This is a genomic window from Rhizorhabdus sp. GW822-FHT03C02, from assembly GCF_058801765.1.
The window spans coordinates 516703-541226 of record NZ_JBXANN010000002.1 but is presented as its reverse complement, the minus strand read 5'-3'; the positions used below and the strand labels follow the sequence as shown (position 1 = coordinate 541226).

Sequence of the window (24524 nt, the reverse complement as noted above, 5' to 3'; positions counted from 1 at the left end):
CGCCTCCTGCCACGGGCGCAACGCCGGCCGCCGGAGATCGAGCCCGTAAATTTTCGCTCGCCGGGGCGACCCGCCGCATCGTGACGGGGCTTGATGCCGGACGCACCGAGACAGCGCCAGGTCGCCCTAGCACGCGGAGATGTCGAGCCAGGGCTGTGCGACGTCGACGATGTGTATGGCGATTCCACGGAACGACGCGTTGCCAGCGGCAATCGCCGTTGCCGCGCCGCTTTCACGCAGCAGGCGATAGGCGCTCTCGCCGTTCATGACCCACCGTACAGGGTCGGCGCCGGCTTCGAGCGCGGACGCCAGCAGCCGTTCGAGTTCGGTCGAGATAAAGCCCATCCCGGCTATAACGCCGGTGACGCGCAACCGCTCCGCCAGCGCCGCTTCCGACCGGCGATCAAGAGCGCTCACCGACGATCGCAAGGGTCGGAAGCGTTCATAGGGCCACCGACGGCTGAATCCGCTTGTTAACATGGGTCATGATGAAATGCTGAAGGCGAACGCAACGGCACGACCTCATGGGGTGTTGAGACGATAGGCCGTCCGACATCGAAGTCGTGGGCACGGGAGATCAGATGCCGCTGCGAGCCCATTCCGACGATTGCGCGCGTCAATGGCGATGAGCGATGCGCGTGCGGAGCCGCAGCCGCGTAGCGATCCCGGCGTCGCGACCGCCGAAGACGGCCTCGTCCTGCTCGACGGTCCGGATGGGCTTGCGATCACGCTCACCCCACGCGCGGCCGCCGAAACCGGCCGAAGCCTGCTCGAAGCCGCCGCGCTGGCCGAACAGCAGTCGCCGCCGCAGAAGCCGCATCACGGTCATCGGACGAAGACTGAGGCGTTGCGGTCTTAGCGCTATCGTGCGGCCAGCCCGCCCCGTGCGGCGCCCGCTTCCCCGACGGCGGACCGGGTCGACCGCGCCCCGCATCATCATTGCGCCGGCGCGGTTACGTCGGGCGCGAGCTCGTCGATATAGAGATAAGCCGGATCGAACTCGCCGCGACGGCGCAGCCGCTGCGGATCATGAATGTCGACGAGCGACGAGCGAAAGCTGAAAATCTTTTCCTCGCGCATGCTGCGCAGCACGCGATTGACGTGAACGCTGGTGATCCCGCAGATTTCTGACAGATCGGTCTGGGTGATGCCAAGCGCGAAACGCCGGCCGTCGCTGAGCCCCACCGCGCGCAGGCGGGCTTCGGTCTCGCATAGAAAATGGGCGATACGACCGCAGGCGTCGAGACGGCCGAGACGGAACAGCCAGGCACGGTGGATCGCCGCATCGAGCAGCGTGGCATACCAGAGTTTGGCGGCAAGTGCGGGACGCTCGGTGACGATCCGGTCGAGCGCGCGATGCGGCACGATCGCGACGGTTGCCGTGGTCAACGTCGCGACATCATGGTCGAGCAATTTGAGCGGATAGGCATGGAGATCGACGAAATCCCCGGGCACATGGACCGCGACGAGCTGACGCAGCCCCTCGCGATCGTCGAGATAGCGGCACATGAACCCATCGATCAGCAACGTGCTGTGCGACAGCGGCTCGCCGCTGCGCACCAGCGTCTGCCGCGGCGCGACCGTCCTGACGTCGGTGATGCAGGCTTCGAGGGCCGCGCGCTCGTCGGGTGTCAGGCTCGCGCCGCGCCGATGACGCAGGAACCGATCGGTCAACATGCTACCCTCCTTGGCACGCTAGCGAGAGGAACCCGCCGCCGTAACGCGCAGTCGCCGCCTGCGCTCCATCGCCTTGCGACCCGCTTGCTTCAGATCATTTTGCCCAGATCAGTTTCGCTCCGGGCCGCGACGTGTTCCGAAGTTCCGGAGCGGGGCCGGGCGCCGAGAATGCACGGTGGTCACCGCCGCTCGCATCGTCCCGCTTCATGAGATCCCGGCCATTTCGGCAGGACGCATCTCATGGATCAATTGGTCCATGGTGCACTGGGCCGGCATCTTGTCGGGGCGCCACCGCAGGATGCGTGTGCCGTGGCGGAAGCGATCGCCGGTGACCTGATCATACAGGACTTCGACGACGAGCACAGGTGCGAGTGGCTCCCACTCATGGCCATCGCCATCATTCCAGCGGCTCGGTCCCCCTGGCGCCTTGCCGGTGAAGCCGCTGCCGCCGAGGCAAGGCGTCACCCGGGCGGCGAGATCAGACTGGTCGCTGCCCTTGATCGCCGAGGTGAAGCCGACATGGTTAAGTTTGCCGGCCTCGTCGTAAAGCCCCAGCAGCAACGACGCGATCGCCACCCCGTCATCGGCACGTCTGAGGCCTCCGACCACGCAGTCGGCGGTGCGGTGGACCTTGAGCTTGCGCATCGCTCGCTCACCCGACGAATAGGGCTCGTCGAGCCGCTTGGCCACGATGCCATCGAGAGCGCCGCCGCTTTGCGCAAGCCATGCCCGCGCCGCCGCTGGGTCCGCACTGCACGGTGACAGCAACAGCGCCGGCCCGCCCGCCATGCGGTGAAAGCGCTCGAGCGCAGCCCGGCGCTCGGCCAGGCTGCGCGCGGCGAAATCGATATCGTCGACATGCAGGCAATCGAACAGCATCAGCTGCGCGGGAGTCGCGACCGACAATTTCGCGATCCGGCTCGGGGCGGGATGAAGCCGCTGCTGAAGCGAATCGAACGACAGCGCATCGCCGACCGGCAGGATGATCTCGCCATCGACGACGAAGCGTGGCACCGGCGTTGCCAGCAGCATATCGATCAGCTCCGGGAAATAGCGCCCGAGCGGCTTTCCGGCTTTCGACCAGATGGCGGCCGCGTTGCCATTGCGCACCGCTATCGCGCGGAATCCATCCCATTTGGGCTCATATTGCCAGCCGGGGCCCTCGGGCAGCGTCGCTACGAGTTTCGCCTCCATCGGCGCGACCGGATCGTCGATCGAGGGCGTCACGGCGAACCGTCGTTCAGCCATTCACCTTGCCGAGCTCTTCGGCCACCACGTTGGCGCCGACCCCAACCCGGTCGACGGCGACCTGCAGTCGATCTTTCGACACGCCGAACTTTTCGGTCCAATAGGCGACCTCATAATCCTCGCTCATGTTGATCCGAGCCGAATCCTGCGGGCCGCGCTGGGTCTTGTCATCACTCATGGCGTCTCTCCTTCGACGATACCCAACGCGCAGGCGAAGCGCCGGGGTTCACGGCTCAGGCCGCGAGCAACGGCCACAGCGCCAAGCCGAGCCCGGCAAGGCTGATGAGGAAGACCAGCGTCCGGATCTTGGGAATCCCGGCGGCGTAGAGCGGCAGGTAGATGATCCGCGCCCCGAGCCAGATCCATCCGCCGAGCGCGGTCCACGCATCGCTGCGGCCTGCGATCACCACCCCGGCGAGCGCGATGATCGCCAGCGGCAGGGTCTCCTGATAATTGGACTGGGCACGGCCGAGCCGTCCGGCGAGCGGCGATGGCGGCGGCAGCACCTCATCGCGCGCGCCCATATTCCAGTCGGCGCCATATTGCCGGGTCCGCACGATCGCGGCGGCGAAGATGTGAACGAGCAGCAGCAGCGCGCCTAGGGCCAATATGCGAAGCTCGACAGCCATGGGCAATCTCCCTGATCGCGCCGGCCAGCGCCGGCGCATGCAGCGGCAGAACCCGCGGGAACAGCCTTGGGGTCCCCGGGCTACCGCCCGCGGCGGAGGGCATAACCGCCCGCCCCGACGCCGCGGCGACGCCAGCCAAGATACCGGCCGCGCGCCGCTGTCGAAGAAACCGAAAGGACCCATGATACGGGTTGCGGCGTTTGCTGCCGAAAGTGAGTGTGGAGTTTCGAGCACGGGCATCAAAGCGATCCTGATCGATCTTGACGGCACGCTGGTCGACAGCAACGAACATCATGTTGAAGCGTGGTGGCAGGCCTTCGCCGAGCAGGGCGAACTGATCGGCCCAGAGGCGATCCGCGATCAGATCGGCAAGGGCGGCGACAATCTCGTACCGACGCTGCTGCCGGGCAGCGACGATGGCATGGTCAAGCGGCTGTCGGCGCGGCACGACGAGATCTTCGCCGCCGATCATATCGACAAGGTCGATGCGTTCCCGGATGCGCACGCGCTGCTCGCCTGGCTCGCGCGTGCCGGCCTGCGGATCGTTTTCGCTTCGTCAGCCTCGCAACGAGACCTGGACCATTATTGCGCGCTGCTCGACGCGGACGACCTGATCTCTGCGACGACGAGCGCCGACGATGTCGCGCGGTCCAAGCCGGCCGGCGATATCTTCGCCGCGGCGCTCGCCAAGGTGCGGCCGCTCACCGCGCAGGAGGTGCTGGTGATCGGCGATACGCCATACGATGCCGAGGCGGCGCGACGGTGCGGGATATCGAGCATCGCCGTGCGCAGCGGCGACTTCCCCGATCATGTGCTGATCGAGGCCGGGGCGTGCCGGCTGTTCGATGACGTCGCGACGATTCTCGCATCGCTCGAGAATGGCAGCTTCGAGCTCGACGACGTTGCCGGTCGGACGGGCCGGGGCGACTATCACGACGCTGCGGTGCGGTCCGAGTCGCGGATACCGGCCCATCACGGAGATTAGCGATCCGTCCGCAAGCCGATGCCGATCCTCGCCCCGGCGCTTGACCGGGCGACGATCCTGCTCAGCGCTCGATCATCTCGGTGATCTTGGTGGCGAGTTCGGTCATCACGAACGGCTTGGTGACGACCTCCATTCCCGGGTCGAGATCACCGTTGCCGACCGCCGCATTCTCGGCGAAGCCGGTGACGAACAGGATCTTGAGATCGGGCCGCGTGACGCGCGCGGCGTCGGCGACCTGGCGGCCGTTCATGCCGCCGGGCAGGCCGACATCGGTGATCAGCAGGTCGATCCGCATGTCGGACTGCAGGATCCTGAGCCCCGACGGGCCGTCGCTCGCCTCGACCGGGGTATAGCCGGCCTCCTCGAGCACATCGACGATCAGCATGCGGACGGTCGGCTCGTCGTCGATCACCAGCACCGTCTCGCCGGCGCCCATGACCGCGATGGCGGCGTCGAACGCCTGCTGCTCCTCGTTCACCTCCCCGACATGGCGCGGCAGATAGAGGCACATCGTCGTCCCCGTGCCCGGCTCGCTGTAGACGCGGACCTGACCGCCCGACTGGCGCACGAAGCCGTGGATCATCGACAGGCCGAGCCCCGTCCCCTGGCCGATCGGCTTGGTGGTGAAGAACGGATCGAAAATGCGGTCGACGATCTCCCTGGGGATGCCGGTGCCGGTGTCGGTCACGCAGATCGAGACATATTGGCCCGGCTTGAGATCGCGCTCGCGCGCGTCACGGTCATCGAGCCATTTATTGGCGGTCTCGATCGTGATCCGGCCGCCCTCCGGCATCGCATCGCGGGCGTTGATCGCGAGGTTGAGCAGCGCGCTCTCGAGCTGGGCGGCGTCGACCCGGGTCGGCCAGAGCCCGGCGGCACCGACCACCTCGACCGCAATCGCCGGCCCGACGGTGCGGCCGATCAGATCCTCCATGCCATGGACGAGCCGGTTGACGTCGGTCGGCCGGGGATCGAGCGTCTGGCGGCGCGAGAAGGCGAGCAGGCGCTGGGTCAGCGACGCGGCGCGCTGGGCCGACGAATGGGCGCCGGCCAGGAACCGCTCGATCCCGTCGGTGCGCCCCTGGGCCAGCCGGCGCTCGATCACCTCGAGGCTGCCGGTGATGCCCGCGAGCAGATTGTTGAAGTCGTGCGCGATCCCGCCGGTGAGCTGGCCGACCGCTTCCATCTTCTGCGCCTGGCGCAGCGCCTCGTGCGCCTCGGTCAGTTCGCTGGTGCGCTCCTCGACCCGGCGCTCGAGGGTCTCGTTCGCCTCCTGGACGCGCCGGATCAGATCGGCATTCTCGATCGCCACCGCCGCCTGCGAGGCGAGCGCCACGATCTGGGCCTCATGCTTGGCGTTGAAACGACCGGGTTCGGGATGGCCGAAGAACAGCCCGCCGATCACGCTGCGGTCGCGCTTGAAAACCGGCGCCGCAAGATAGCTGGTGACCGGCAGATGCCCTTCGGGCATGCCCTTGCGCGGCAGGTTGAGCCCGTAGCGCGGGTCGAGCTTGATATCGTCCGATCGCACCACCCCCTCGCCGCCGAAGGTCGGCGCGAACACCGCGGTGTTGCGCGGCATCGGGAATTGCGCGAACGCCGAGCGCGGCACCCCCGACAGCGCATAGAGCATGTAGCTTTCGCCCCGCGCGTCGAGGACATTGTAGAAGAAGGCCCCGAAGGCGGCGCCGGTCAGTTCGACCCCGGCATCGACGACATGCTGGACGATCGTCTCGAGATCCTTCTCCGCCGCGATCGCCGCCGCCACCCGGTTGAGCGTCTGCAGCGCGCGACGCTCGGCATCGACCTCCTGCTCGGCACGATGGGCGTCGGTGACGTCGGTCCCCTCGCACAGCACCCCGACGATCGCGCCGTCCCCGTCGCGCATCGCCTCATAGACGAAGGTGAGGAAGCGCTCCTCCTCGACGCCGTTGGGCTGCCGGAAGCGCACCGGCTGGGCAAAGGCCTCGACCCGCTCGCCGGTCGCGTAGACCCGGTCGAGCATCTCGAAAAAGCCCTGGTCGGCGACGTCGGGAAAGGCATCGCGGATGGTCCTGCCCGCCCATGTGGCGCTGGTGAACACCCGGCGATGCGCCGCGTTGACGAACTCGACCTCGTGGGTCGGCCCGCGCATGACGATGATGAAGCCGGGGGCCTGTTCGAACGCCTGGAGCAGCCTCTCGCGCTCGGTGGCGAGGCGGCGGTCGGCCTTGACCCGCTCGCTCGTCTCGATGACCACCGCGATCACGCCCGCGGGCGCGCCGCTTTCGTCGAGCACCGGCGAATAATCGAGGTTCATCCACACCTGCTCGGCCGCACCATGGCGGTAGAGGGTAAGCTCCTGGTCGCGATAGGCGAGGGTACCGCCCGCCAGCCCGACCTTCATCACATGATCGTTAAAGTCGGCGACCTCGGGCCAGCCCTCGAGCACCCGCGATCCGAGCAGTTCGGGATGCCGGCCGCCCGCGAACACCGAATAGGCATCGTTATAGAGCATGATGCCGTCTTCGCCCCACAGCATCACGATCGGCACCGGCGACAGCAGCAGCAGGCCCAGCGCGGTCTTGAGGCTCTGGGGCCAGGTCTCGATCGGACCGAGCGAGGATCGCGACCAGTCGCGTTCGGCGATGAGGCGCCCAGCCTCGCCGCCACGGTACAGCCAATCTTCAGCGGTGGTCGTCACGCACGATTCCTAGCGCCAACGCGCAACCACGCGCAATGGCCCGGCATCGCGGCGTCCGCCGTCATGGCGGGTCGGGGAGGACGGTCGACGGCGGGGCGCTTGCGGCATCCGCCGATCGGGCCGCCCGTCCCGGGCGCCGATCGCTCCGGCCGTGACAGCATCGCCATCGTCACCACCATCGCATGGTCCCCCGGGGTCGGGCGACCGCCAGCGGCGATCGCGATCATTTCGATGCGCGACAACGCCGCCGCCCGACCACCGTTCCACGCGCCACCGGGGCACGGCGCCAGCGGACGCTGTTCGATCGGACATCGGCATGAATCGTGAGAGGTGCGGCTATCATCGGCACCGTATCGATCGCATCGTCGCGCCCGAGACGTCAATCGGCCGACAGCCATGCCTCGGCTTCGCTCCGGCTCGCGAAGAGACGTGCCTCGTCGCGCCCCTCGACGATGCGCTGCGCCTGCAGCCGAGCCAGCGATCCGAGCCCGGCAATGGCGATCCGCCGCGCCTTGATTCGGGCCCCCTCGATCAGTTCACGAAAGCAGGCGACCACCGCCTGGCTCTGGATCGCCGCTGACCCGGCATCGACGAGCAGGTCATATTGCCCCGACTGCCACCCGAGCGCCGCGACCGCGGCCTGCTCCTGCGCCGCAAAGCTGGCGACATCCTCGGGCGACAGAAAGGCCGATATCCGGACCACCAGTCGTCGACGCCCGGGCTCGTGGCTGACGCGGATCATCGCTCCTACTCCCATATGACGCGCGTCCCGAAAAACGCCGCACCACCGAGTCGGGTTGCCGGCCTGACCGGATTCATCGGAACGCGAGCGATCAGCGGCGGCAGCGATCGGCTCGGCCAAAAGCGCGATCGCCGCCCCGGACCGATCCCCTACCCGATCACCGCGCCGATCAGGCCGAGCATGTCCGTCAACCAGGCGACTGGCACGGCATCGCCCATCCGCCGCACATCCTCTCTTTGGCGGGCGACCGCCTCGCGCCGCCCGGCCCATTGCCGGCAATCAGGTCGGCGGCGGCGCGCCGTGGCTCGCCGGCTCTGCTAGGGCGGGTGCCGCGCCCGCGAAGCCGGTCGGTCGAAGGCAATCCGATGCTCGCCACGCGGGCGCGGAGGTTCAGACGCGACCATCAGCGCAGGGCGAGCGGCCACGCGGCCCCATGGGCACGGGCACAACGGTCAGTGAAGGTTCGTCGGGCGCCCATGTCGGAAAAGCGCACAGAGCGCGAGCTGGCCGCCGTTCCGCGCCGCAGTCTTTGTCGCCGCGTTTGGGGCTGTCCGCGATCGCCGCGGCCGCGCGGCGCTGACGGCCGGTGCGGGTTCGAATGGCGCAGTTCGCTCGGCTCGCCCCTGATCTCGCGCCGACTGTCGAAAGCCCGACCAGCTACGTCGACTACCGGACTTGTGCGGATGGCGCGCGGGCGTAGGCCATCGCGACCTATCGGAGCTGTTCATCCCATGATCGAGACAGCCGCCCAGATGATTGCCGCGCATGGCACCATGGCAATCGACATCCTGCTTGTCGCGGTCACCGAAGCCGTGCGCGCCAGCGACGACAAACGCGCCGGCCAGCTCGACCGCATCCTGCAGGATGTCGAACGGCAATTGAACGACGATCGGCGCAAGCTGGTCGCCGGCCCACCGCTCGGCGTCTGACGCGACTCGATCGCCGGACCGCAGCGGTCGCCCCCAAGCGGCAATCCCACCTCACCCCGCCTTCGCAGGCGCCCGCGCATTCTGGTCAGAGCGGAAGGCCGATCTGCTCGGGCTTCCTGCCGATCTCCTCGACCCGGAAGGTGTTGAAGGGCGGCGTCGCCAGCAATTCGCTCTCGGGGAGGGTGGAATCGAGCCATTGCATCACCTGCCGCCGCAGGATGATCGCGCCATGCCGCGGCTGATACGGCCCCACGTCATGATTGGCATCTACGGTGATGATCCGGAACGACAGCGGCCAGGCGGCCATCGCCGGCTCCCAGATCGCAGCGAGATAGAAGAAATTGCCGTCGTCGAGCGTCACCCGGTAGTTCTTGCCCTCGGCGCGCATGTGGAATTCGGAAGCCGGCACCAGGCAGCGATGGCTACGGAAATCGCCGCGGTCGGATCGGAGGAAACGATAGGAGGCACCGGCGGCGAAGCGCGGATCGGATCCCCAGGTCGCCTCGACCATTTCAATCTCTTGCGCATTGTCTGGGTCGCGCCGGATGATGGGACGGGTCGCGCCCGGCGCGGCATCGGAGTCGAAGGGATTCGGTTTCGGGCCCATGGCCGGAACATAGCGGGAACGATTGCACCGGACAAGCGCCGGGGACGAGGAAGACAATGTGCAACGACTACCGGCTGCTCGTCGACATTGCGTCGATCGCCGAGGATTTCGAGGATCTGAAGATCAGGATCAAGATGCCCGAGGGCGCGCCCAACGTCGAAGCGCGCGAGGACATCAAGATGACCGACATCGCCCCCATCGTCCGCGGCGTCGAAGGAGAACGCGGCGTCGGCGAACTGGTCAACCGGCGATGGAGCTGGCCCGGGCCGAACCGCAAGCCGGTCTATAATTTCCGCTCCGAGAATCGCGAGTTCACATCGGGGCGTTGCCTCATCCTCGCCGACGGCTTCTACGAATTCACCGATGCCGAGATACCCAAGCAGAAGCGCCTCGACAAATGGCTGTTCGCGATGACCGACCATCGCTGGTTCTGCATCGCCGGCATCTGGCGCGCACATCCCGAGGTCGGCGAGGCCTTCACCATGCTGACGATCGACGCCGGCGAGGACGTTGCCCCCTATCATCATCGCCAGATCATCCCGCTGCCGCGCGAGCGCTGGGCCGACTGGCTCGATCCGGCGGTGCCGGCCGCCGAAGTCCTCACCTATCTGCCGAAGGGAAGCCTGCCTGCGACCCGCGTCTATCCCGCGCCCGCCGACGGGCCGGCGCAGCCAACGCTTGCCCTATAACCAGGCGACCGACCAGCTACTGATCAGGAGAGTTGGCATCCCGCGCGCCGATCGGCCGCGGACAGGCGCGCTTGCGGCGACCGGCTCAGGCCGCGGGCTGGTCCGGCGACACGCCCGCGACAGCGCCGATCCACAGCGCTTCGATCTGGTTGCCGTCGAGCGTGCGGCCCTCGACGATGACATGGCCATCAGGCGGGGTGACCACGTCGGCGCCGGAAATGAGCCGCCAGAGCGTGCCGTCGCCATCCTCGAGCAGCGTGCCGCGCTCGACATGCCGCAGTTGGCCGGCCATCCGAACATGTACGCCGCTCATCATCGCCTCCCCGTTTTCGGCGAGGAGGCACCCGCGCGCCCGATGCCCGCGATCCGGTAAAAACGCCTCGCCAGGACGATCATCGCACCCCGAGCCCACCGCCACAACGCGCCAAAGGGCACGGCGCGTGCGAAATCTGTTGATAAGTCGACGGGCAACCCCGCCGCGCGCAGACGGGCAGGCCCGGCGCTCTAACCGTAGCTTGACGAACCGACCACGCGGACGGAACATAAAGGGAACAATTGAGTCGTTGACCAGCCATGCTTATCCCGATCCCCTCTACCGACCGGCCACGTGCCGAGCAGATCGCCGCGCTCCGTGCCGAACTCGCGATTACCCGCAGACCGGCGGCGGCGGCACTCGCGTTCGGACTTGCGGCGATCGATGACCGGCTTGCTGATGGCGGGCTGGACGGGGCCGGGCTCCATGAGATCGCGGCCGCCTCGACCGGGCTCGCCGACGACGCCGCAGCGACCCTGTTCGCCGCCGGGATTGCCGCCCGTTTCGCCGCGCGCGGCGTGGCAACGGTGCTGTGGACGCTCGGCCGTTTCGACCTTTACGCCCCCGGCCTCGAACAGGTCGGCCTGCCACCGGACCGGCTGCTCTACGGCCAAGGCGGCAAGGATGCCGAGATACTCGCACTCGCCGAGGACGGCTTGCGCGACGGGTCGCTCGCCTGCATCGTCGCTGAGATACGGCTGGCCGACCGCACCGCCACGCGGCGGCTCCAGCTTGCCGCCTCGGACGGCCGCACCCCGGTGCTGCTCTACCGCCGCCACCGCACCCGCGAGCGCTGTCCGCTCGCCGAGCCCTCGGCGGCGATGACCCGCTGGCGGATCGGCTGCCTGCCGTCGGCGCCGCTCCCCCATGCCGGTGTCGGCCGCGCCCGCTGGCGGATCGAGCTGGTCCGCCAGCGCGGCGGCAACCCTTTTTCCCTCGAAGCGGAGGCATGTGATGCCACGGGTCGCCTCGCTCTTCCTGCCGCAGCTGCCGATCGAGCGGCTGCGCGGGTCACCGCGTCCAGCCGCGCCGCCTGAGCCCGCGCGGGAACTGCCCTCGGCGCGTCCGCTGCCACCGATCGACGACGATCCCGGTGCCTGCTCGGTGCCGCGTGGCGGCGGCTGGCGCCCCGGCGCGCGCTGGGCGCGCGACGCCGGTCTCGCGCCCGGGCACACGCCTGACCCTGCACCGGATCGCGACCAGGGCCGCGCCGGCAACCTGGCCGACCTCGCCGTCCACCAGCGCCCGACGATGCGCGAACTCGGCCGGCGCAGCGAGTCCGCCGATCATCCGTTCCGGGCGATGCGTTCCGACGACGGTGCGCCCGGAACGACGCCGGCGATCGCCCTTCCCCGCTGGTCGCCGGCCGGTCGGCAGCCGACGATCCTGATCGACCGCAGCGGCCAGCGCGAGACCGTCACCGCCGCCTGCCCGCAAGCGCTCGCCCTCGGGCTGCATCCCGGCATGGCCGCCGCTTACGCCCGGGCGCTCGTCGCCGAGCTCGATGTCGCCGACGCCGACCGCCAAGCCGACGACGCCTGGCTCGAGCGGCTCGCGCTCCACGCGGTCACGCGCTGGACACCGGTCGCCAGTGCCTGCCCGCCCGACGGGCTGTGGCTCGATCTCGCCGGCACCACCCATTTGTTCGGCGGCGAGGAACGCTTCGCCCGCCGGCTGCTCGCCTTCCTGCGCCGGCTCGGTTTCACCGCGACGATCGCGATCGCCGGCACGCCGGGCGCGGCGCATGCGCTCGCGCGTTACAGCAGCAACGCGATCACGCTGCTGCCGCCGGGGCGCGAGACCGAGGCGATCGGGCCGCTGCCGCTCGCGGCGCTGCGGCTCGCGCCCGACGCGCTGACCGCCGCCGCGCGCTTCGGGCTCGAACGCATCGCCGATCTCTATCCGATGCCGCGCGGGCCGCTCGCCCGCCGGCTGGGCCTCGACACCGTCCGCCGCCTCGACCAGGCGCGCGGCCTGATCCCCGAGCCGATCGTCGCCGCGGTGCCGTTCGAGGCGCCGATGGCCGAGCGGCGGCTGCTTGAGCCGATCGGCACCGCCGAGGCGATCCTCCAGGTGATCGGCGATCTCGTCGACGATCTGGTCGAACAGCTGCTCGCCCGCGGCCTCGGGCTGCGCAACGCGATACTGACCTGCCTCGTGGTCGACGGCACCGAGCCACGGATCGCGATCGGCACCGCGCGCGCCACCCGTGATCCGCGCCACCTCAAGCGGATGCTCGCGATGCGGGTCGAGCGGATCGACCCCGGCCTCGGCATCGAGGCGATGCGGCTGGCCGCGACCCGGGTCGAACCGCTCGCCGCGGAAGCCATCGCCAGCACCGCACTGGCCGGCGACCACGCCGCCCCCGACCTCGCGCCGCTCGTCGACCAGCTCGGCGGCCGGGTCGGGCCGGCGGCACTGTTCCGGATCGGATCGGCCGAGAGCGACGTCCCCGAGCGCGCGGTCCGTCGCCTCGAACCGCTCGCCAGCCCGCCGGGCTGGCCCGGTTGGCCGCGGCCGGTGCGGCTGCTCGCCCGGCCCGAACCGCTCAGCGACGTGCTCGCGCTGCTGCCCGACCATCCACCGCGGCGCTTCCGCTGGCGCGGCACCGGCTACCGGGTCGTCGCCGGCGACGGGCCCGAGCGGATCCATGGCGAATGGTGGCGCAGCGACCGCGAGATGTGGGCGGTGCGCGACTATTTCCGGGTCGAGACCGAGGAGGGCGCCCGCTTCTGGCTGTTTCGCCGCGGCGACGGCATCGCCGGTGCGACCGGCGACCTCAGCTGGCATCTCCACGGCTTCTTCGGCTGATGGCGCGCTATGTCGAGCTGCAGCTGACCAGCCATTTCTCGTTCCTGCGCGGCGCCTCGTCGCCCGAGGAGCTGTTCGCCGCTGCCCAGGCGCAGGGCCACCGCGCGCTCGGCCTCGCCGACCGCGGCAGCGTCGCCGGGGTGGTGCGCGGCTGGGACGCGCAGAAGCAGAGCGGGGTGCGGATGATCGCCGGCGCCCGGGTCGATCTGACCGACGGCCGCGCGCTGCTGCTCTACCCGACCGACCGGCCGGCCTGGTCGCGGCTGACCCGGCTGCTGTCGATCGGCAAGGCGCGCGGCGGCAAGGGCCTCTGTATGCTCGACTGGAGCGATGTCGCCGACTGGGCCGACGGGCTCGTCGCGATCCTGCTCCCCGACACCCCCGATCCGCGCACCGCGACCTGGACCGTGGAGCTGCGCGACCTGTTCGGCGATCGCGGCCATCTCGCGCTGACGCTGCGCCGCCGCCCCGGCGACGCCGCGCGACTGCACGCGCTCGACGCGCTCGGCCGCGCCGCCGGCATCCGCCGGGTCGCGACTGGCGATATCCTCTACCACGCCCCCGAGCAGCGCCCGCTGCAGGACGTGGTGACCGCGATCCGCGAACGCAGCACGATCGACGCGCTCGGCTTTCGCCGCGAGCGCTTTCCCGACCGCGCGCTCCAGCCCCCGGCCGAGATGGAGCGGCGCTTCGCCGCCTTTCCCGACGCGATCGAGGCCAGCGCCGACATCGCCGGCGACTGCCGCTTCGACCTCGGCGAGATCAGCTATCAATATCCCTATGAGCAGGTGATGGCGGGCCGCACCGCACAGGAGGCGCTCGCCGCGCTGACCGCGGCAGCGGCCGAGCAACACTTCCCCGAGGGTTTGCCGCCGCCCTATCGCGACCAGGTCGCGCACGAGCTCAAGCTGATCGGCGAACTCGGCTACGCCCCCTATTTCCTCACCGTGAACGCCATCGTCGCCGAGAGCCGCCGGCGGGGCATCCTGTGCCAGGGACGCGGCTCGGCCGCCAACAGCTGTGTCTGCTATCTGCTCGGGATCACCTCGATCGACCCGATCAAACACGAACTGCTGTTCGAGCGCTTCGTCAGCGGCGAGCGCAAGGAGCCGCCCGACATCGACGTCGATTTCGAGCATGAGCGGCGCGAGGAAATCATCCAGTGGATCTACGAGACCTATGGCCGCCACCGCGCGGCGCTGACCGCGGTCGTCACCCGCTACCGCACCCGCGGCGCGGTCGCCGAGGTCGGCAAGGCGCTCGGCCTGCCGCGCGATCTCACCAAGATGCTGACCGGGCTGGTGTGGGGCTGGTCGATGGACGGCATCTCCGACGAACAGATCGCCTCGCTCAACCTCAACGCCGACGATCATCGGCTGCGGCTGACCCTCGACCTCGCCCGCCGGCTGATCGGCACCCCGCGCCACCTGTCGCAGCACCCCGGCGGCTTCGTGCTGACCGAGACCCGGCTCGACGAGCTGGTGCCGATCGAGCCGGCACGGATGGAGCAGCGGCAGATCATCGAATGGGACAAGGACGATATCGACGCGATCCGCTTCATGAAGGTCGACGTGCTCGGTCTCGGCATGCTCGGCTGCCTCAACCGCGCCTTCGTCCTGCTCGAGCAGGACAAGGGGATCAAAATCGGCATGGCCGACCTCCAGCATGACGATCCGGCGGTCTATGCGATGGTCCAGAAGGCGGACACCCTCGGGACCTTCCAGATCGAATCCCGCGCGCAGATGTCGATGCTCCCCCGGATCAAGCCCGCCCGCTTTTACGATCTGGTCATCCAGATCGCGATCGTCCGCCCCGGCCCGATCCAGGGCGACATGGTCCACCCCTATCTCCGCCGCCGCGAGGGCCGGGAAAAGCCCGAATATCCCAAGCCCGAACTGCGCGCGGTGCTCGAGAAGACCTTGGGCGTACCGCTGTTCCAGGAACAGGCGATGAAGGTCGCGATCGTCGGCGCCGGCTTCTCCGCCATCGAGGCCGACCAGCTGCGTCGGGCGATGGCGACGTTCAAGATGACCGGCGGGGTCAGCCATTTCTACGACAAGCTGGTCAACGGCATGGTCGCCCGCGGCTATCCGAAGGACTTCGCCGAGCGCACCTTCAAGCAGATCGAGGGGTTCGGCAGCTATGGCTTTCCCGAGAGCCACGCCGCCTCCTTCGCCAAGATCGCCTATGCGAGCTGCTGGCTCAAGCACCACCACCCCGATGTCTTCTGCGCCGCGCTGCTCAACGCGCAGCCGATGGGCTTCTACGCCCCCGCCCAGATCGTCCGCGACGCGCGCGACCATGGAGTCGAGGTCCGGCCGGTGTCGATCAACCACAGCCATTGGGACTGCACCCTCGAACCCGCCAGAGGCCGCTGGCTGGCGGTCCGGCTCGGCTTCTGCCAGGTGCGCGGGCTCGCCAACGTCCATGGCGCCGCGATCGTCGCTGCCCGCGGCCCCGAGCCCTATGACAGCGTCGAGGCAGTCTGGCGCCGCGCCGGCGTGCCCCGCGCCGCGATCGAGCGGCTCGCCGAGGCCGACGCCTTCCATATCCTTGGGCAGGATCGCCGCCAGGGGCTGTGGAAGGTCCGCGGCCTCGGCCAGGCCCCCTTGCCCTTGTTCGCCGCCGCCGACGCCCGCGAGCAGGGCTTCTCCCCCGAGGGGCTCGAGCCGCCGGTGGTGCTCACCCCGCTGACCGAAGGCCGCGAGGTGGTCGAGGACTATCGCGCGCTGCAGCTGTCGCTGCGCGCCCATCCGTTGAGCTTCCTGCGCGCCGAACTCGATGCGATGCGGATCGTCCGCTGCGCCGACCTGCGGGAGATTCGCGACGGCCGCAACATCGAGGTCGCCGGGGTCATCCTAGTCCGCCAGCGCCCGGGCTCGGCCAAGGGGGTGCTGTTCGTGACGATCGAGGACGAGACCGGGGTCGCCAACGGCATCCTGTGGCCCGACCGTTTCGAGATCTACCGCCGGCAGGTGATGTCGGCGTCGATGATCGCGATCCGCGGCCGGCTGCAGAAGGAGGGCGAGGTCATCCACATCATCGCCGACCGGATCACCGACCATGACGCGATGCTCCGCAGCATCGGCCGGACCGGCTTCACCGTCGCCCCCGGCCGCGGCGACGGCGCCACCAGCGGCGGCGGGCCAGACCCGCGCGATCCGAGCTTTCCGCGAGGGCGGACGCTGGGCGCCCCGCCCTACCGCACCGCCGATGATCAGGACGTGCTGCCGCCGATCCACAGCCATGATTTCCACTGACGTCAGACGCAATCGGCGTCCACATCATCCCGAAGACATAGCGCGTCGGGGAACGTTTGCCTCGGGATGATCCGGACAGCGGCGACCAGTTGCGCAGACTCGACGTTGAAACAGCTGACATTGGCAGGTCCGGAACACCTCCGTTTGATCCCCACCGAATGCTCGGATGTTCCAACAGTTCGGGATTGGGAACTGCCGACCGCATCACGCGCAAAAGCTCAGATCATCCGCTCTGGCTCTGGAGTTCGACATAGAGCACCACATCGGCCAGCCGCTTGACGTTAGCTGCGGCGATATCGCCGGGAACCGGATCGGGCGTCGCAAGGTCCCCCGCGTCGACCAACGCAATCCGATGACGGCCCGCGAATCCCCCGGCCAGCGCCATCGTGGCATCGGCGACGGCATAGCCCGGGAATTGAACGTCCGGCTTGAAACCTGACAGCGCCGTGCCATCGAGGCTGATGATCGTGCCGGCGGCGAGCGCCGGTTCGCCCGGGAGGATCAGCAGCAAGGCGCGGCTCACGCCGAGCTTGGTCCCGCGCAGCCAGATCGGCAGGATCCGCTCGTCGATGTCGAACAGCACCTCGGTCGCAGCCGGGCTGGCAAGCAGCCGGTGGAAGAGCGAGGACTGCTCCTGCCGCAGGCTCAGCATCCGCGGGATCGGCTTCTGCGCAAGCGCTTGGGCGATGCTGCCCTCTAGCGCCGCATTGTCCGCCTCGACCGTCGCGCGAAACAGGTCGTCGACCAGCGCCGTATAGCTGATCCCGAGAATGACGTCGGTGATCGTCTGATAGTCGAACGAGCGAAAGCTCTTGGGGAGCGTGAGCGTCCAGCGGCTGATCGCGCCGGCCCCCTCGAACGGCGCGTAGCGTTCGTCCCGAAAGCTGAAATCGAAGACGCCGGCATCGCTTTGGGCGGTCGAGGTCGCAATATTGATATTATGGCGCAGCGGCAGATCGGCGAGATGCGCAGGGCCAGGTTTCGCTTCGGCGCGCACGAACGACTGACGCAGCGTCAACGACGCGGCGATGTTCGTGTAAGGGCCTGTCACGCAGGGAATGGTCAGCCTGACGGCCTTGATGCGACGGCGATATTGTCCTGGGTAGAAGAGATCGAAGGCAAACTCGGGCACCGAGATCTCGCACTCGCCCGTTTGCCGCAGTGCCAGCAATTGCGCCGGGTCGAGCTGCATCAGCGAAAAGGATTGGTCGACTTCCAGGCTACGGTAATTGGTCTCGAGAAAGCGGCGTTCCATCTCCGCGAGCGCGGCCGACAGCTGGTCGGCTGCCAGCATGCCCAGCCGCTGGCCATCCCAGCCGGATTCGCCCAGCAGCGGGCTCGTCTCGTCACCACGCTCGAACCGATAGGCACGTTCGGCCAGCCGCGCCATGGCCGATGCCGTATCGAAACCCTGCCGATGGATCCGCTGCAATGTCGACGACAGCCAGCTGTAGAGACCCAGGCCGGTGAATTTCTCGCCGTAGAACGTCATGACCTCGTCCTGCTGCTCGATCGCACGCGCATGGAGTTCGATCGCATTCGCAGCGATGTCCCGCCGGATTTGGGCGATCTTGAGCTGACGCTCCACCTGTTTGAGCTCCTGATCGGCCAGGCCGGACTGATGTTCCCAGCCTTCGCGACGGCGCTGGAATCCCGCTTCGAGACCGGCGGACGCACCGAGCGTCTCGAATCCGCGCGCCGCTTCGCCGCCTGCCTGACCGGCGCGGTGGAGCGTGTCGCCGGCCTGCTTGCCACCATAGGTCATCGCGAAAGGCGAGCCGGCCTGCGGCACGACATGGGCGATACTGGCCACGCCGAGCAGCCCCGCCGCGGTCGCCCCCGAAATCGCGGAGAGATGCCGCATCAGCTGCTGGGTTCGTTCCCAGGCGTCGAGGTCGGCATCGACGAGCCCGGCATAATAATCGCGGCGATAGCTGATCGCGGCCTTTTGCGCCTCGCACTGGGCGATGTGCTCCTCGGCCGCCTCCAACTCCCATTCGCGGACACGCCGGCCAAGCGCGAGAATATTGGCGGCCTGGGTGTTCCTCAGATTGCTGAGTTCCTCGACGTCGCGCTTCTCGATCGCCGAGAGCATCTGGGCACCGAAGGACTGGACGGCGGCCGTATATTGGCGTGCCTTTTCGACCAGGAACAGGAAGCGGTAGGGCGGAAGGTCGCCATTGCCGGCGCCGAGCACCTCCTCGATCGAAAGGCCTTCGGCGCGCGCACGCACGAGCAGGCGCGGATCGATCACCGGCGCGAACAAGGCGAGGTCGCGGCGCTGGCCCGCGATGTCGAGACAGTGGCGGATCTTGTAGAGCCGGTCTTCGATCAGCGCGCGCAATGCTGCAAGGTCCGGGTTCGGCGGAACGCAGAAAGCCGCGCCGATCTGCACTACCACGCCCAGGCCAAGCGTGCCGGCCGCGGACGCACCGCTCGCGAGTGGCGAGCCATTGGCGCGGCCCGGCTTCATCGAGCCTTTGCCCGTCTGCCATCCGGCGCCCCGCGTGCGCCGCCAGTCGAGCGCGCCGGTGAGGGGCCTGTCCCTGCGCTGCATGCTGTCGAGCAGTGTTGCTACGGCCGCCGGCACGCCATCGTCGCGGCGGTTGCCGGCTGTCGCGGCAACCGCCGCCGCCGTTCGCCCGGTCGTAGGATCGATCACCGTCGGCGTGTCGAAGAGATGCGTTCCTTTCCGCATCGTCGATCGTTGCGCCGAGATGCCGCTGCGGCGATACTCGACGAAGCGGTTCGCCTGAGCCGACCCAACCTTCCCCCGGGGCGGCCGGGCCGCCCAGTATCGGCTCTCGAGTTCGATCAGAAATTCCGAGCCCTTGTCACTCCCCGCCGACAGCGATGCGAAGGTCGGTGCCTTCGTCTCCTCGCCGCCGCACGGGCCGACCTGTGCGGGACGCGGCCCGAGGATCTGTTCCGCCATCACATAGAGCAAAGTGGCTTCGTTGACGGTCTCGGTGGTGAACTGCTGGAACAGGCTGTCACCCCAGTCGACAAGATTGGTCACATATTTCGTGACGATCGCCTTCTGATAGGCCGACAGGCGGAGCCGGGCGATCGCGTGCGGGTTGAAGGGATCGAGGCGGTAGGCCTCGATCGCCTGATCGTCGGTCAGGATGTCCCGGAGACTCTCGGGTGAGAGCCCGCGAAACCGCGCGAAGCGCCATACCCGGTCGCGTTCCGCCTGTCGCGCGGCTGCGGCGTCGGCCGGTGGGGCGGCTTCGGGAGCGGGCGGCGCGGTGGGGTCGAAGATATAATGATACCAATCCTGGGCGGCGGCGAATTTCTGCCGGCTGCTCAGATGGTCGGCGATCAGGAAGGGAATCTGGAAGAATATCTCGTTGAAATAGACCCCAAGCGCACCGGTGAAATCGACTGGGGTCGACTGAAGGCCTGTGCCTGCCTTCACCTCGGCCGCGGTGCGCAGCAGCGGCCGGTCCTCGCGCAATGCGATCTGGGTGGCGGTATCGAGCAGCGCGTCGACGCCCCCGGCGAACAGCGTGCTCGCCAGCGTCCGCGACAGGGTCGTCCCGAGCCGGCACGATGTGATGCCGGAGGCCACCGGCATCACGAAGGCGCTGTCGCGGTCGTTCTGGAGAATGAGGCCGCCGGCCTCCCAACCCGCATTCACCGGCCCCGCCGCGATCGCGGCGCCGTTGAGCCGCCCGACCGGCTCGCCGCGCTGATTTGGGTCGAGGCCGGCGAGGGTCGCGAAGTAGGAGACGGCCTGCGGTGCGGCGCCGTCGCCCGTCACGAAATCGGCGAATGTGGTTTCGTCGGCAACGACCGCCTGCAAGGCGAAATCGCCCGCCACCACATCGGAGAGGTTGCCCGGCACCTGGGGCAGATAGAGCGACCGCCCCCCACCGTCGGCCGCCACATGCAGCAGCGCCTGTGGGTTGGTCCGGGTGAAGGCGAGGGCGGACTTGAGGTCGGGCGAGAGGGCGATCTGGGTCCGCGCGAACAGGTCGACCTCGTTCAGCGTCTGGAGCCCGGGCGAGGCCATCACCAGCGTGGCGCCGAGCGAGAGCGGGAACACCCGGTTCCAGGCCGGGCCCGTCAGCATATAGTCGTCGCGCGGCGCCGCGTGCGTTTCCTTGACGGCCGCCAGCATCGGCGCCTGATCGACCGTGCTGAAATCGGTCAGCCGGTCGATCGCGACGAGGCCCGGGAGGACGAAGGCGCCGCCGAGCATGGCAAGCGTCTGCGGCGCCGTCCACGACCCGTCGAGCCGCAGCGTGGTGAACTTGGTGGTGATGCGGTGCTTATAGCCCGTGAAGGTCGATGCGCCATTTTCGAGCTGGCTGGTCGGCTGGGTGGCCGACTCCACCCAGAAGAGGTGGAGGCGGCTCTGATGGACGACCGGCGAGACAACGCGGACCGGAATCGCGACATCGATCGGGCGTCGCGCGGAAAAGGTCCTGAGCCGCGCGGGGTCCTCAGCGCCGCCCGCGAAATTCTGGATCGTCCAATAATGATAGTGGGGCGGATCGGCGGTCGTGCAGCCGAAAAGATGGACAACGTCGATATCGGTTCCGAGCTCGTGATAGACCCCGGCGATCCTGAGCCCCGCCACTTCCTCGAAACCGCTGAGATAGTCGCCATAGGCGTCGAGGACATTTTGCGGGTCGAGATCGCGTTGCAGCAGCTTGTCCTCGAGCGTCGCGAACAAGGGCGTCTTGTCGTCGCGCAGTTCGGGCTCGAGATAGTTTTCGGGCCACAGGAACACCTTGCGATTCGCTTCCCAGACCCGGTAGCTGCCACGCCACGACCATTCGGCGACGGGGATCCGCGACGGCGAGACCTGGACATGGTCGAGATCGTCGCCGTCCCGGCGATCCTGTTCGAGGTTCAGCAGGACCCGGGTGACATAGGTCTGCAGCGAGGCCGTCGCCGACACCAGCAGCGAGGTTCGGGCGCAGCCCTCCATCTGCGGATCGATGAGATAATAGGCGTAGAGATCGTCGAGCGTGGTGAAGCGGCCGCCACTTTGGCGGATGACATGATCCGCGAGCGCATCGCGCCGCAGACCGCGGAGCCGGTCCTCGCACGGACCGAGCTGGGCGTCGAACGCCGCGTCGTCTGGATATCGCCGGCGCAGGGTCGCCACCAGCGCTTCCGCCCCCTGGCCGAGCATGGCGGCGTCGTCGCTGGTCAGGAGGGCGAAGGTCTCGGCGCCCAGACCGATCGTCGCCAGGCTTCGCCCGAGGCGCTCCAGCCGGTCGAGCGCGACGATCGCGACCGGCTCGTCCGCGACGAGCCGGTCGAGAAGCGCCGCCGATGCTGCGGCCTGGCCCATCGCCAGGCCGAGCTGTTCATCGGGCAGCACACCGAACCGACTGGCGCCATCATATGCCGTCAGCGCCGCATCGATCGCCGCCGCGGCACCGGGATGAACCGCCTCCGCGCGCCGGACGAGTCCGGCATAGATGGAGACGAGACGTATCGTGGCCGGCCCCGGCAGGCGCGGATCACCGAGTGCGAACAAGGCGGGGTGCGCCGCGACGAAGGCGAGGCGATCGGCGGTGATCGCCTCGTCGCGATACGCGACGGCGAGCCGTGCCATCACCGCCACGACGGCGGACAGCGGGTCCGGCGCCGCCCCCTGCACGGCATCGACGATGGACGGGTCGGCAAGATCGATGCCCGCAAGCGTGAGCAGCGCCGCGACCTTGCGCTCGTCGATGCCAAGCTTTGCTGCCAGCAAGGGAGGCACGAGCCGCGCGACGTGATAGGGCGCGATGACGCCCTGCAATTGCGCGGGCGCGACAGCGAGGCCTGCGGGAATCTCCAGCGACGGCATGGGCGGCGTTCCGGGGCGGAGCCGGAACCGGTCGAGCGGTCGCGCCTCGAACAGCGCCGCATTGGCCGCGACTAGCGCGATCGACATCGCCTCGGTGACGCCGGGCACGAACGCGAACAGCGTTGGCGCGAATTCGAGCGTGCCAGCGCCCGCTATGGTGTCGACGATTCCGGCGGCGACCGCGGCTGGCGTCGCGCCCGCAACCGTCGGCGGCGAGATCCCCGTGGCGATCTCGATGGCGTCGAGCATCAGACCGCTGGTCTGTACCCAGTCATGGGTCGCCAGCAGCGCGGAGAGTGCGGCCAGCGATGCGACGCCGCCCTCGGGCAATTGGGCGAGGCGCGCCAGCAGCAGCAAATCGTCGGCGGATCGCCCCAGCAAGGCCATGAGCCGTGCATGACGATAGAGCAGCGCGAGATTGGCGGCGTCGAGGGCGAAGCCGCGCTTCTGCTCGTCGGCCGCGCCAAGGTCCGCGCCGAGCGCCGGCGCAAGCGCGGCGATCAGGCCGGCCAGGCCGTCTTCGGTCAACTGCGTGCCGAGCATCAGCCGCTGCAGCATGTTGTTCGCGGGCGGCGGCGCGTCCGGCATGCGAAAGGCGGGGTGGACGAATATGAAGCCCGGTTGGGGCAGCAACCCTTCGGTCAGCGCATAGGGACGGCTGTTGAAACGGCGGTCGAACAGCGATGGCTCGCCTGCGGCGTTCGGATCGACCGGAATTGCGCCCCATAGGGCCACGGCCTCGTCGATCGTCAGGCCGAAGCGGCGCGCGATCTGCGCCACCACCGCGACGTCCGCCAGGGCATCCGAGTCGAGACGGGGCGGCTGAGGAAGCGCGCGCTCCGACAATGCCACGTCGAGCGCCGCGGTCGACCAGCCGAGCGCGCGTCGGAGGCGGGTGAACCGGTGCATGAGGTCGAGCGCGGCCGCGCTGAGTCCGGTTGCGCGTTCGATGTCGTTCTGGATGCTTTCCTTGCTGCTCTTGGCCGCCATGATGACGATCGGCTGCGGCACGTTCGCGGAAACGAGCCGGCTGCGCGCGAGCGCGAGCAGTTCGTCATGGTCGAGGCCGATCGACGCCAGCAGCGGCCCGGTTTCGATCGGGGCAAGCTTGTCGCCCTGGGCCGCGCCGAAATCGAGCCCGTAAAGACGGCCGAGATAGGATAGCGAAAGATTGGGTGTCGCCACGATTCCATGCTCGGCGAGCAACAGCCCGAGCGTGGCGGCCACCGGGCCAGGTCCGGTCAAGCCGGTCCAGGCCAGCAGATCAGCGCGCCGCACCCCGAACAGGCCGAGATAGGCATCGACCTGCGCCAGCGACAGGAGGAACGGCGCCTTGAACGAAGCCGTATCCTGGACAAGTGCCTTGCCGTAGACTTCGGCGAGCACCGCGGCCCGGTTGCCAATGTCCAGTCCGGGGTGGCTTCGCAACGCCGTCGCGTTTTCGAGGATCGCGTTGACGATCTCCAGCGTCGGGACGAGCGTTTCGGCGCTCGCGCAGCTCAGCGGGACGGTCCACAGATCGGGTCGTCGAACCTTGAGGTTCAACGCGTGCGCGGCCCGGCTTCCGGCAAAATCCTTGCTCGTGACCATCTTGTCCACGAAGCTCATCAGGTCGACGAAATAGGCGGCCGGCCCCAGGATCGATCGGCAATGGGCGCAGTCGCAGGCGCCGGATTCTCCGAAGAGCTCGGCATAACCCGAAATGGCGCGAAGCCCGTCCGATACATCCTCGAACAGTCCGCCCAGGCCGATCGCGCCGCCCGGGACCGTCAGGTCGATCAGCGATCCCGCCGTCGCGACGACCGTCGCGAGCATGTCCTGCGCCGACGCGAACGCGGTTTTGGCGAGGTCGGGGGCGATCCCGCTGCGCAGCGTGAAGGTCTCGCTCCCTTCCGCAGCCACCGTGATCGCCGAGTGATAGCCTTGTGCGATCAGCGTAGCGGCGACGCCGGCATCGCCGGCCAGCGCGAACATGCGCTGCCGGGCCTTGAGGGTCGTGAGCAGGGCGACGCGGTCCTCGGGGGCAAGCGACGCGTCGATCTCGATCATGTCGGAAGCGTCGGCAGCGGCAAGGTCCGCGCGCAAAGTGTGCAGATCGGGATCGCGGGCCACCACCGCGTCCAGCGGGGCGAGCCG

At 68.6% G+C, this 24524-nt stretch carries 17 protein-coding genes; 6 read left to right on the top strand and 11 right to left on the bottom strand.

The window, feature by feature from the left end:
- Positions 1-126 precede the first annotated feature (126 nt).
- From AC1RM6_RS09670 to AC1RM6_RS09645, 6 genes are all read right to left on the bottom strand, one after another.
- Complete coding sequence (locus tag AC1RM6_RS09670; RefSeq protein ID WP_493100507.1) at positions 127-417, bottom strand: hypothetical protein; 291 nt, start codon at positions 415-417, stop codon at positions 127-129.
- A 199-nt stretch (positions 418-616) separates the two neighbouring features.
- Positions 617-829 carry a hypothetical protein gene (locus AC1RM6_RS09665; protein ID WP_493100505.1) on the bottom strand — a complete coding sequence of 71 codons (213 nt, stop codon included), beginning with the start codon at positions 827-829 and terminating at the stop codon, positions 617-619.
- Positions 830-936: 107 nt separating this feature from the next.
- Entirely contained in the window at positions 937-1677 is a 741-nt protein-coding gene (locus tag AC1RM6_RS09660) for a Crp/Fnr family transcriptional regulator (RefSeq protein WP_493100503.1), read from the bottom strand.
- Between the two features lie 204 nt (positions 1678-1881).
- Positions 1882-2925 (bottom strand): ATP-dependent DNA ligase, encoded by a 1044-nt coding sequence (locus AC1RM6_RS09655; protein WP_493100501.1) that lies wholly within the window; start codon positions 2923-2925, stop codon positions 1882-1884.
- Positions 2918-3103 (bottom strand): DUF3606 domain-containing protein, encoded by a 186-nt coding sequence (locus AC1RM6_RS09650; RefSeq protein WP_493100499.1) that lies wholly within the window; start codon positions 3101-3103, stop codon positions 2918-2920. Before AC1RM6_RS09650 ends, AC1RM6_RS09655 begins: the two co-directional genes overlap by 8 nt.
- A 55-nt stretch (positions 3104-3158) precedes the next feature.
- Positions 3159-3554, bottom strand: coding sequence for an MAPEG family protein (locus AC1RM6_RS09645; protein ID WP_493100497.1), 396 nt, complete (start codon positions 3552-3554; stop codon positions 3159-3161).
- A 37-nt stretch (positions 3555-3591) separates the two neighbouring features.
- Here AC1RM6_RS09645 and AC1RM6_RS09640 point away from each other — a divergent pair, with 37 nt between their 5' ends.
- The gene (locus AC1RM6_RS09640) at positions 3592-4539 is read left to right on the top strand and encodes an HAD family hydrolase (protein WP_493100494.1); all 948 of its coding nucleotides are present in this window, start codon (positions 3592-3594) and stop codon (positions 4537-4539) included.
- A 61-nt stretch (positions 4540-4600) separates the two neighbouring features.
- Here AC1RM6_RS09640 and AC1RM6_RS09635 read toward each other — a convergent pair whose 3' ends face one another.
- Together AC1RM6_RS09635 and AC1RM6_RS09630 are read right to left on the bottom strand one after the other, a co-directional pair.
- The gene (locus tag AC1RM6_RS09635) at positions 4601-7222 is read right to left on the bottom strand and encodes an ATP-binding protein (protein ID WP_493100492.1); all 2622 of its coding nucleotides are present in this window, start codon (positions 7220-7222) and stop codon (positions 4601-4603) included.
- A gap of 379 nt (positions 7223-7601) precedes the next feature.
- A complete protein-coding gene (locus tag AC1RM6_RS09630; protein ID WP_493100491.1) occupies positions 7602-7964 on the bottom strand; it encodes a hypothetical protein in 363 nt (120 codons plus the stop codon).
- 731 nt (positions 7965-8695) lie between these two features.
- On the opposite strand from AC1RM6_RS09630, the gene AC1RM6_RS09625 reads away from it, so the two are divergent.
- Positions 8696-8893: a hypothetical protein gene (locus AC1RM6_RS09625; RefSeq protein ID WP_493100489.1), complete on the top strand. Its 198-nt coding sequence runs from the start codon at positions 8696-8698 to the stop codon at positions 8891-8893.
- A gap of 85 nt (positions 8894-8978) precedes the next feature.
- Here the strand turns inward: AC1RM6_RS09625 and AC1RM6_RS09620 are convergent, their stop codons facing one another.
- On the bottom strand, positions 8979-9500 hold the full coding sequence (locus tag AC1RM6_RS09620; protein ID WP_493100487.1) for an SOS response-associated peptidase family protein: 522 nt from the start codon (positions 9498-9500) through the stop codon (positions 8979-8981).
- Between the two features lie 56 nt (positions 9501-9556).
- On the opposite strand from AC1RM6_RS09620, the gene AC1RM6_RS09615 reads away from it, so the two are divergent.
- Positions 9557-10189 (top strand): SOS response-associated peptidase family protein, encoded by a 633-nt coding sequence (locus tag AC1RM6_RS09615; protein WP_493100485.1) that lies wholly within the window; start codon positions 9557-9559, stop codon positions 10187-10189.
- 85 nt (positions 10190-10274) lie between these two features.
- Here the strand turns inward: AC1RM6_RS09615 and AC1RM6_RS09610 are convergent, their stop codons facing one another.
- Positions 10275-10502 (bottom strand): DUF5818 domain-containing protein, encoded by a 228-nt coding sequence (locus tag AC1RM6_RS09610; protein WP_493100483.1) that lies wholly within the window; start codon positions 10500-10502, stop codon positions 10275-10277.
- Positions 10503-10762: 260 nt separating this feature from the next.
- Here AC1RM6_RS09610 and AC1RM6_RS09605 point away from each other — a divergent pair, with 260 nt between their 5' ends.
- The 3 genes from AC1RM6_RS09605 to AC1RM6_RS09595 are packed head-to-tail and all read left to right on the top strand — an operon-like array spanning position 10763 to position 16573.
- Entirely contained in the window at positions 10763-11539 is a 777-nt protein-coding gene (locus tag AC1RM6_RS09605; protein WP_493100481.1) for an ImuA family protein, read from the top strand.
- A complete protein-coding gene (locus AC1RM6_RS09600) occupies positions 11457-13313 on the top strand; it encodes a DUF6504 family protein (protein WP_493100480.1) in 1857 nt (618 codons plus the stop codon). Before AC1RM6_RS09605 ends, AC1RM6_RS09600 begins: the two co-directional genes overlap by 83 nt.
- Positions 13313-16573, top strand: a complete 3261-nt coding sequence (locus AC1RM6_RS09595) for an error-prone DNA polymerase (protein ID WP_493100479.1) — start codon at positions 13313-13315, stop codon at positions 16571-16573. The genes AC1RM6_RS09600 and AC1RM6_RS09595 overlap by 1 nt, the downstream gene beginning before the upstream one ends.
- A gap of 223 nt (positions 16574-16796) precedes the next feature.
- On the opposite strand, the gene AC1RM6_RS09590 is transcribed toward AC1RM6_RS09595, so the two are convergent.
- Positions 16797-21722, bottom strand: coding sequence for a Tc toxin subunit A-related protein (locus tag AC1RM6_RS09590; RefSeq protein WP_493100617.1), 4926 nt, complete (start codon positions 21720-21722; stop codon positions 16797-16799).
- Positions 21723-24524: the final 2802 nt, after the last annotated feature.

What these genes read in the sequence shown, in the direction of transcription:
- AC1RM6_RS09645 (WP_493100497.1), bottom strand. Translation starts at nt 3,554, where the DNA reads ATGGCTGTCGAGCTTCGCATATTGGCCCTAGGCGCGCTGCTGCTGCTC.
- AC1RM6_RS09640 (WP_493100494.1), top strand. Translation starts at nt 3,592, where the DNA reads ATGCAGCGGCAGAACCCGCGGGAACAGCCTTGGGGTCCCCGGGCTACC.
- AC1RM6_RS09665 (WP_493100505.1), bottom strand. Translation starts at nt 829, where the DNA reads ATGACCGTGATGCGGCTTCTGCGGCGGCGACTGCTGTTCGGCCAGCGC.
- AC1RM6_RS09610 (WP_493100483.1), bottom strand. Translation starts at nt 10,502, where the DNA reads ATGAGCGGCGTACATGTTCGGATGGCCGGCCAACTGCGGCATGTCGAG.
- AC1RM6_RS09615 (WP_493100485.1), top strand. Translation starts at nt 9,557, where the DNA reads ATGTGCAACGACTACCGGCTGCTCGTCGACATTGCGTCGATCGCCGAG.
- AC1RM6_RS09620 (WP_493100487.1), bottom strand. Translation starts at nt 9,500, where the DNA reads ATGGGCCCGAAACCGAATCCCTTCGACTCCGATGCCGCGCCGGGCGCG.
- AC1RM6_RS09660 (WP_493100503.1), bottom strand. Translation starts at nt 1,677, where the DNA reads ATGTTGACCGATCGGTTCCTGCGTCATCGGCGCGGCGCGAGCCTGACA.
- AC1RM6_RS09590 (WP_493100617.1), bottom strand. Translation starts at nt 21,722, where the DNA reads ATGCTCGGCCAGGGGGCGGAAGCGCTGGTGGCGACCCTGCGCCGGCGA.
- AC1RM6_RS09625 (WP_493100489.1), top strand. Translation starts at nt 8,696, where the DNA reads ATGATCGAGACAGCCGCCCAGATGATTGCCGCGCATGGCACCATGGCA.
- AC1RM6_RS09630 (WP_493100491.1), bottom strand. Translation starts at nt 7,964, where the DNA reads ATGATCCGCGTCAGCCACGAGCCCGGGCGTCGACGACTGGTGGTCCGG.
- AC1RM6_RS09600 (WP_493100480.1), top strand. Translation starts at nt 11,457, where the DNA reads ATGCCACGGGTCGCCTCGCTCTTCCTGCCGCAGCTGCCGATCGAGCGG.
- AC1RM6_RS09655 (WP_493100501.1), bottom strand. Translation starts at nt 2,925, where the DNA reads ATGGCTGAACGACGGTTCGCCGTGACGCCCTCGATCGACGATCCGGTC.
- AC1RM6_RS09595 (WP_493100479.1), top strand. Translation starts at nt 13,313, where the DNA reads ATGGCGCGCTATGTCGAGCTGCAGCTGACCAGCCATTTCTCGTTCCTG.
- AC1RM6_RS09605 (WP_493100481.1), top strand. Translation starts at nt 10,763, where the DNA reads ATGCTTATCCCGATCCCCTCTACCGACCGGCCACGTGCCGAGCAGATC.
- AC1RM6_RS09650 (WP_493100499.1), bottom strand. Translation starts at nt 3,103, where the DNA reads ATGAGTGATGACAAGACCCAGCGCGGCCCGCAGGATTCGGCTCGGATC.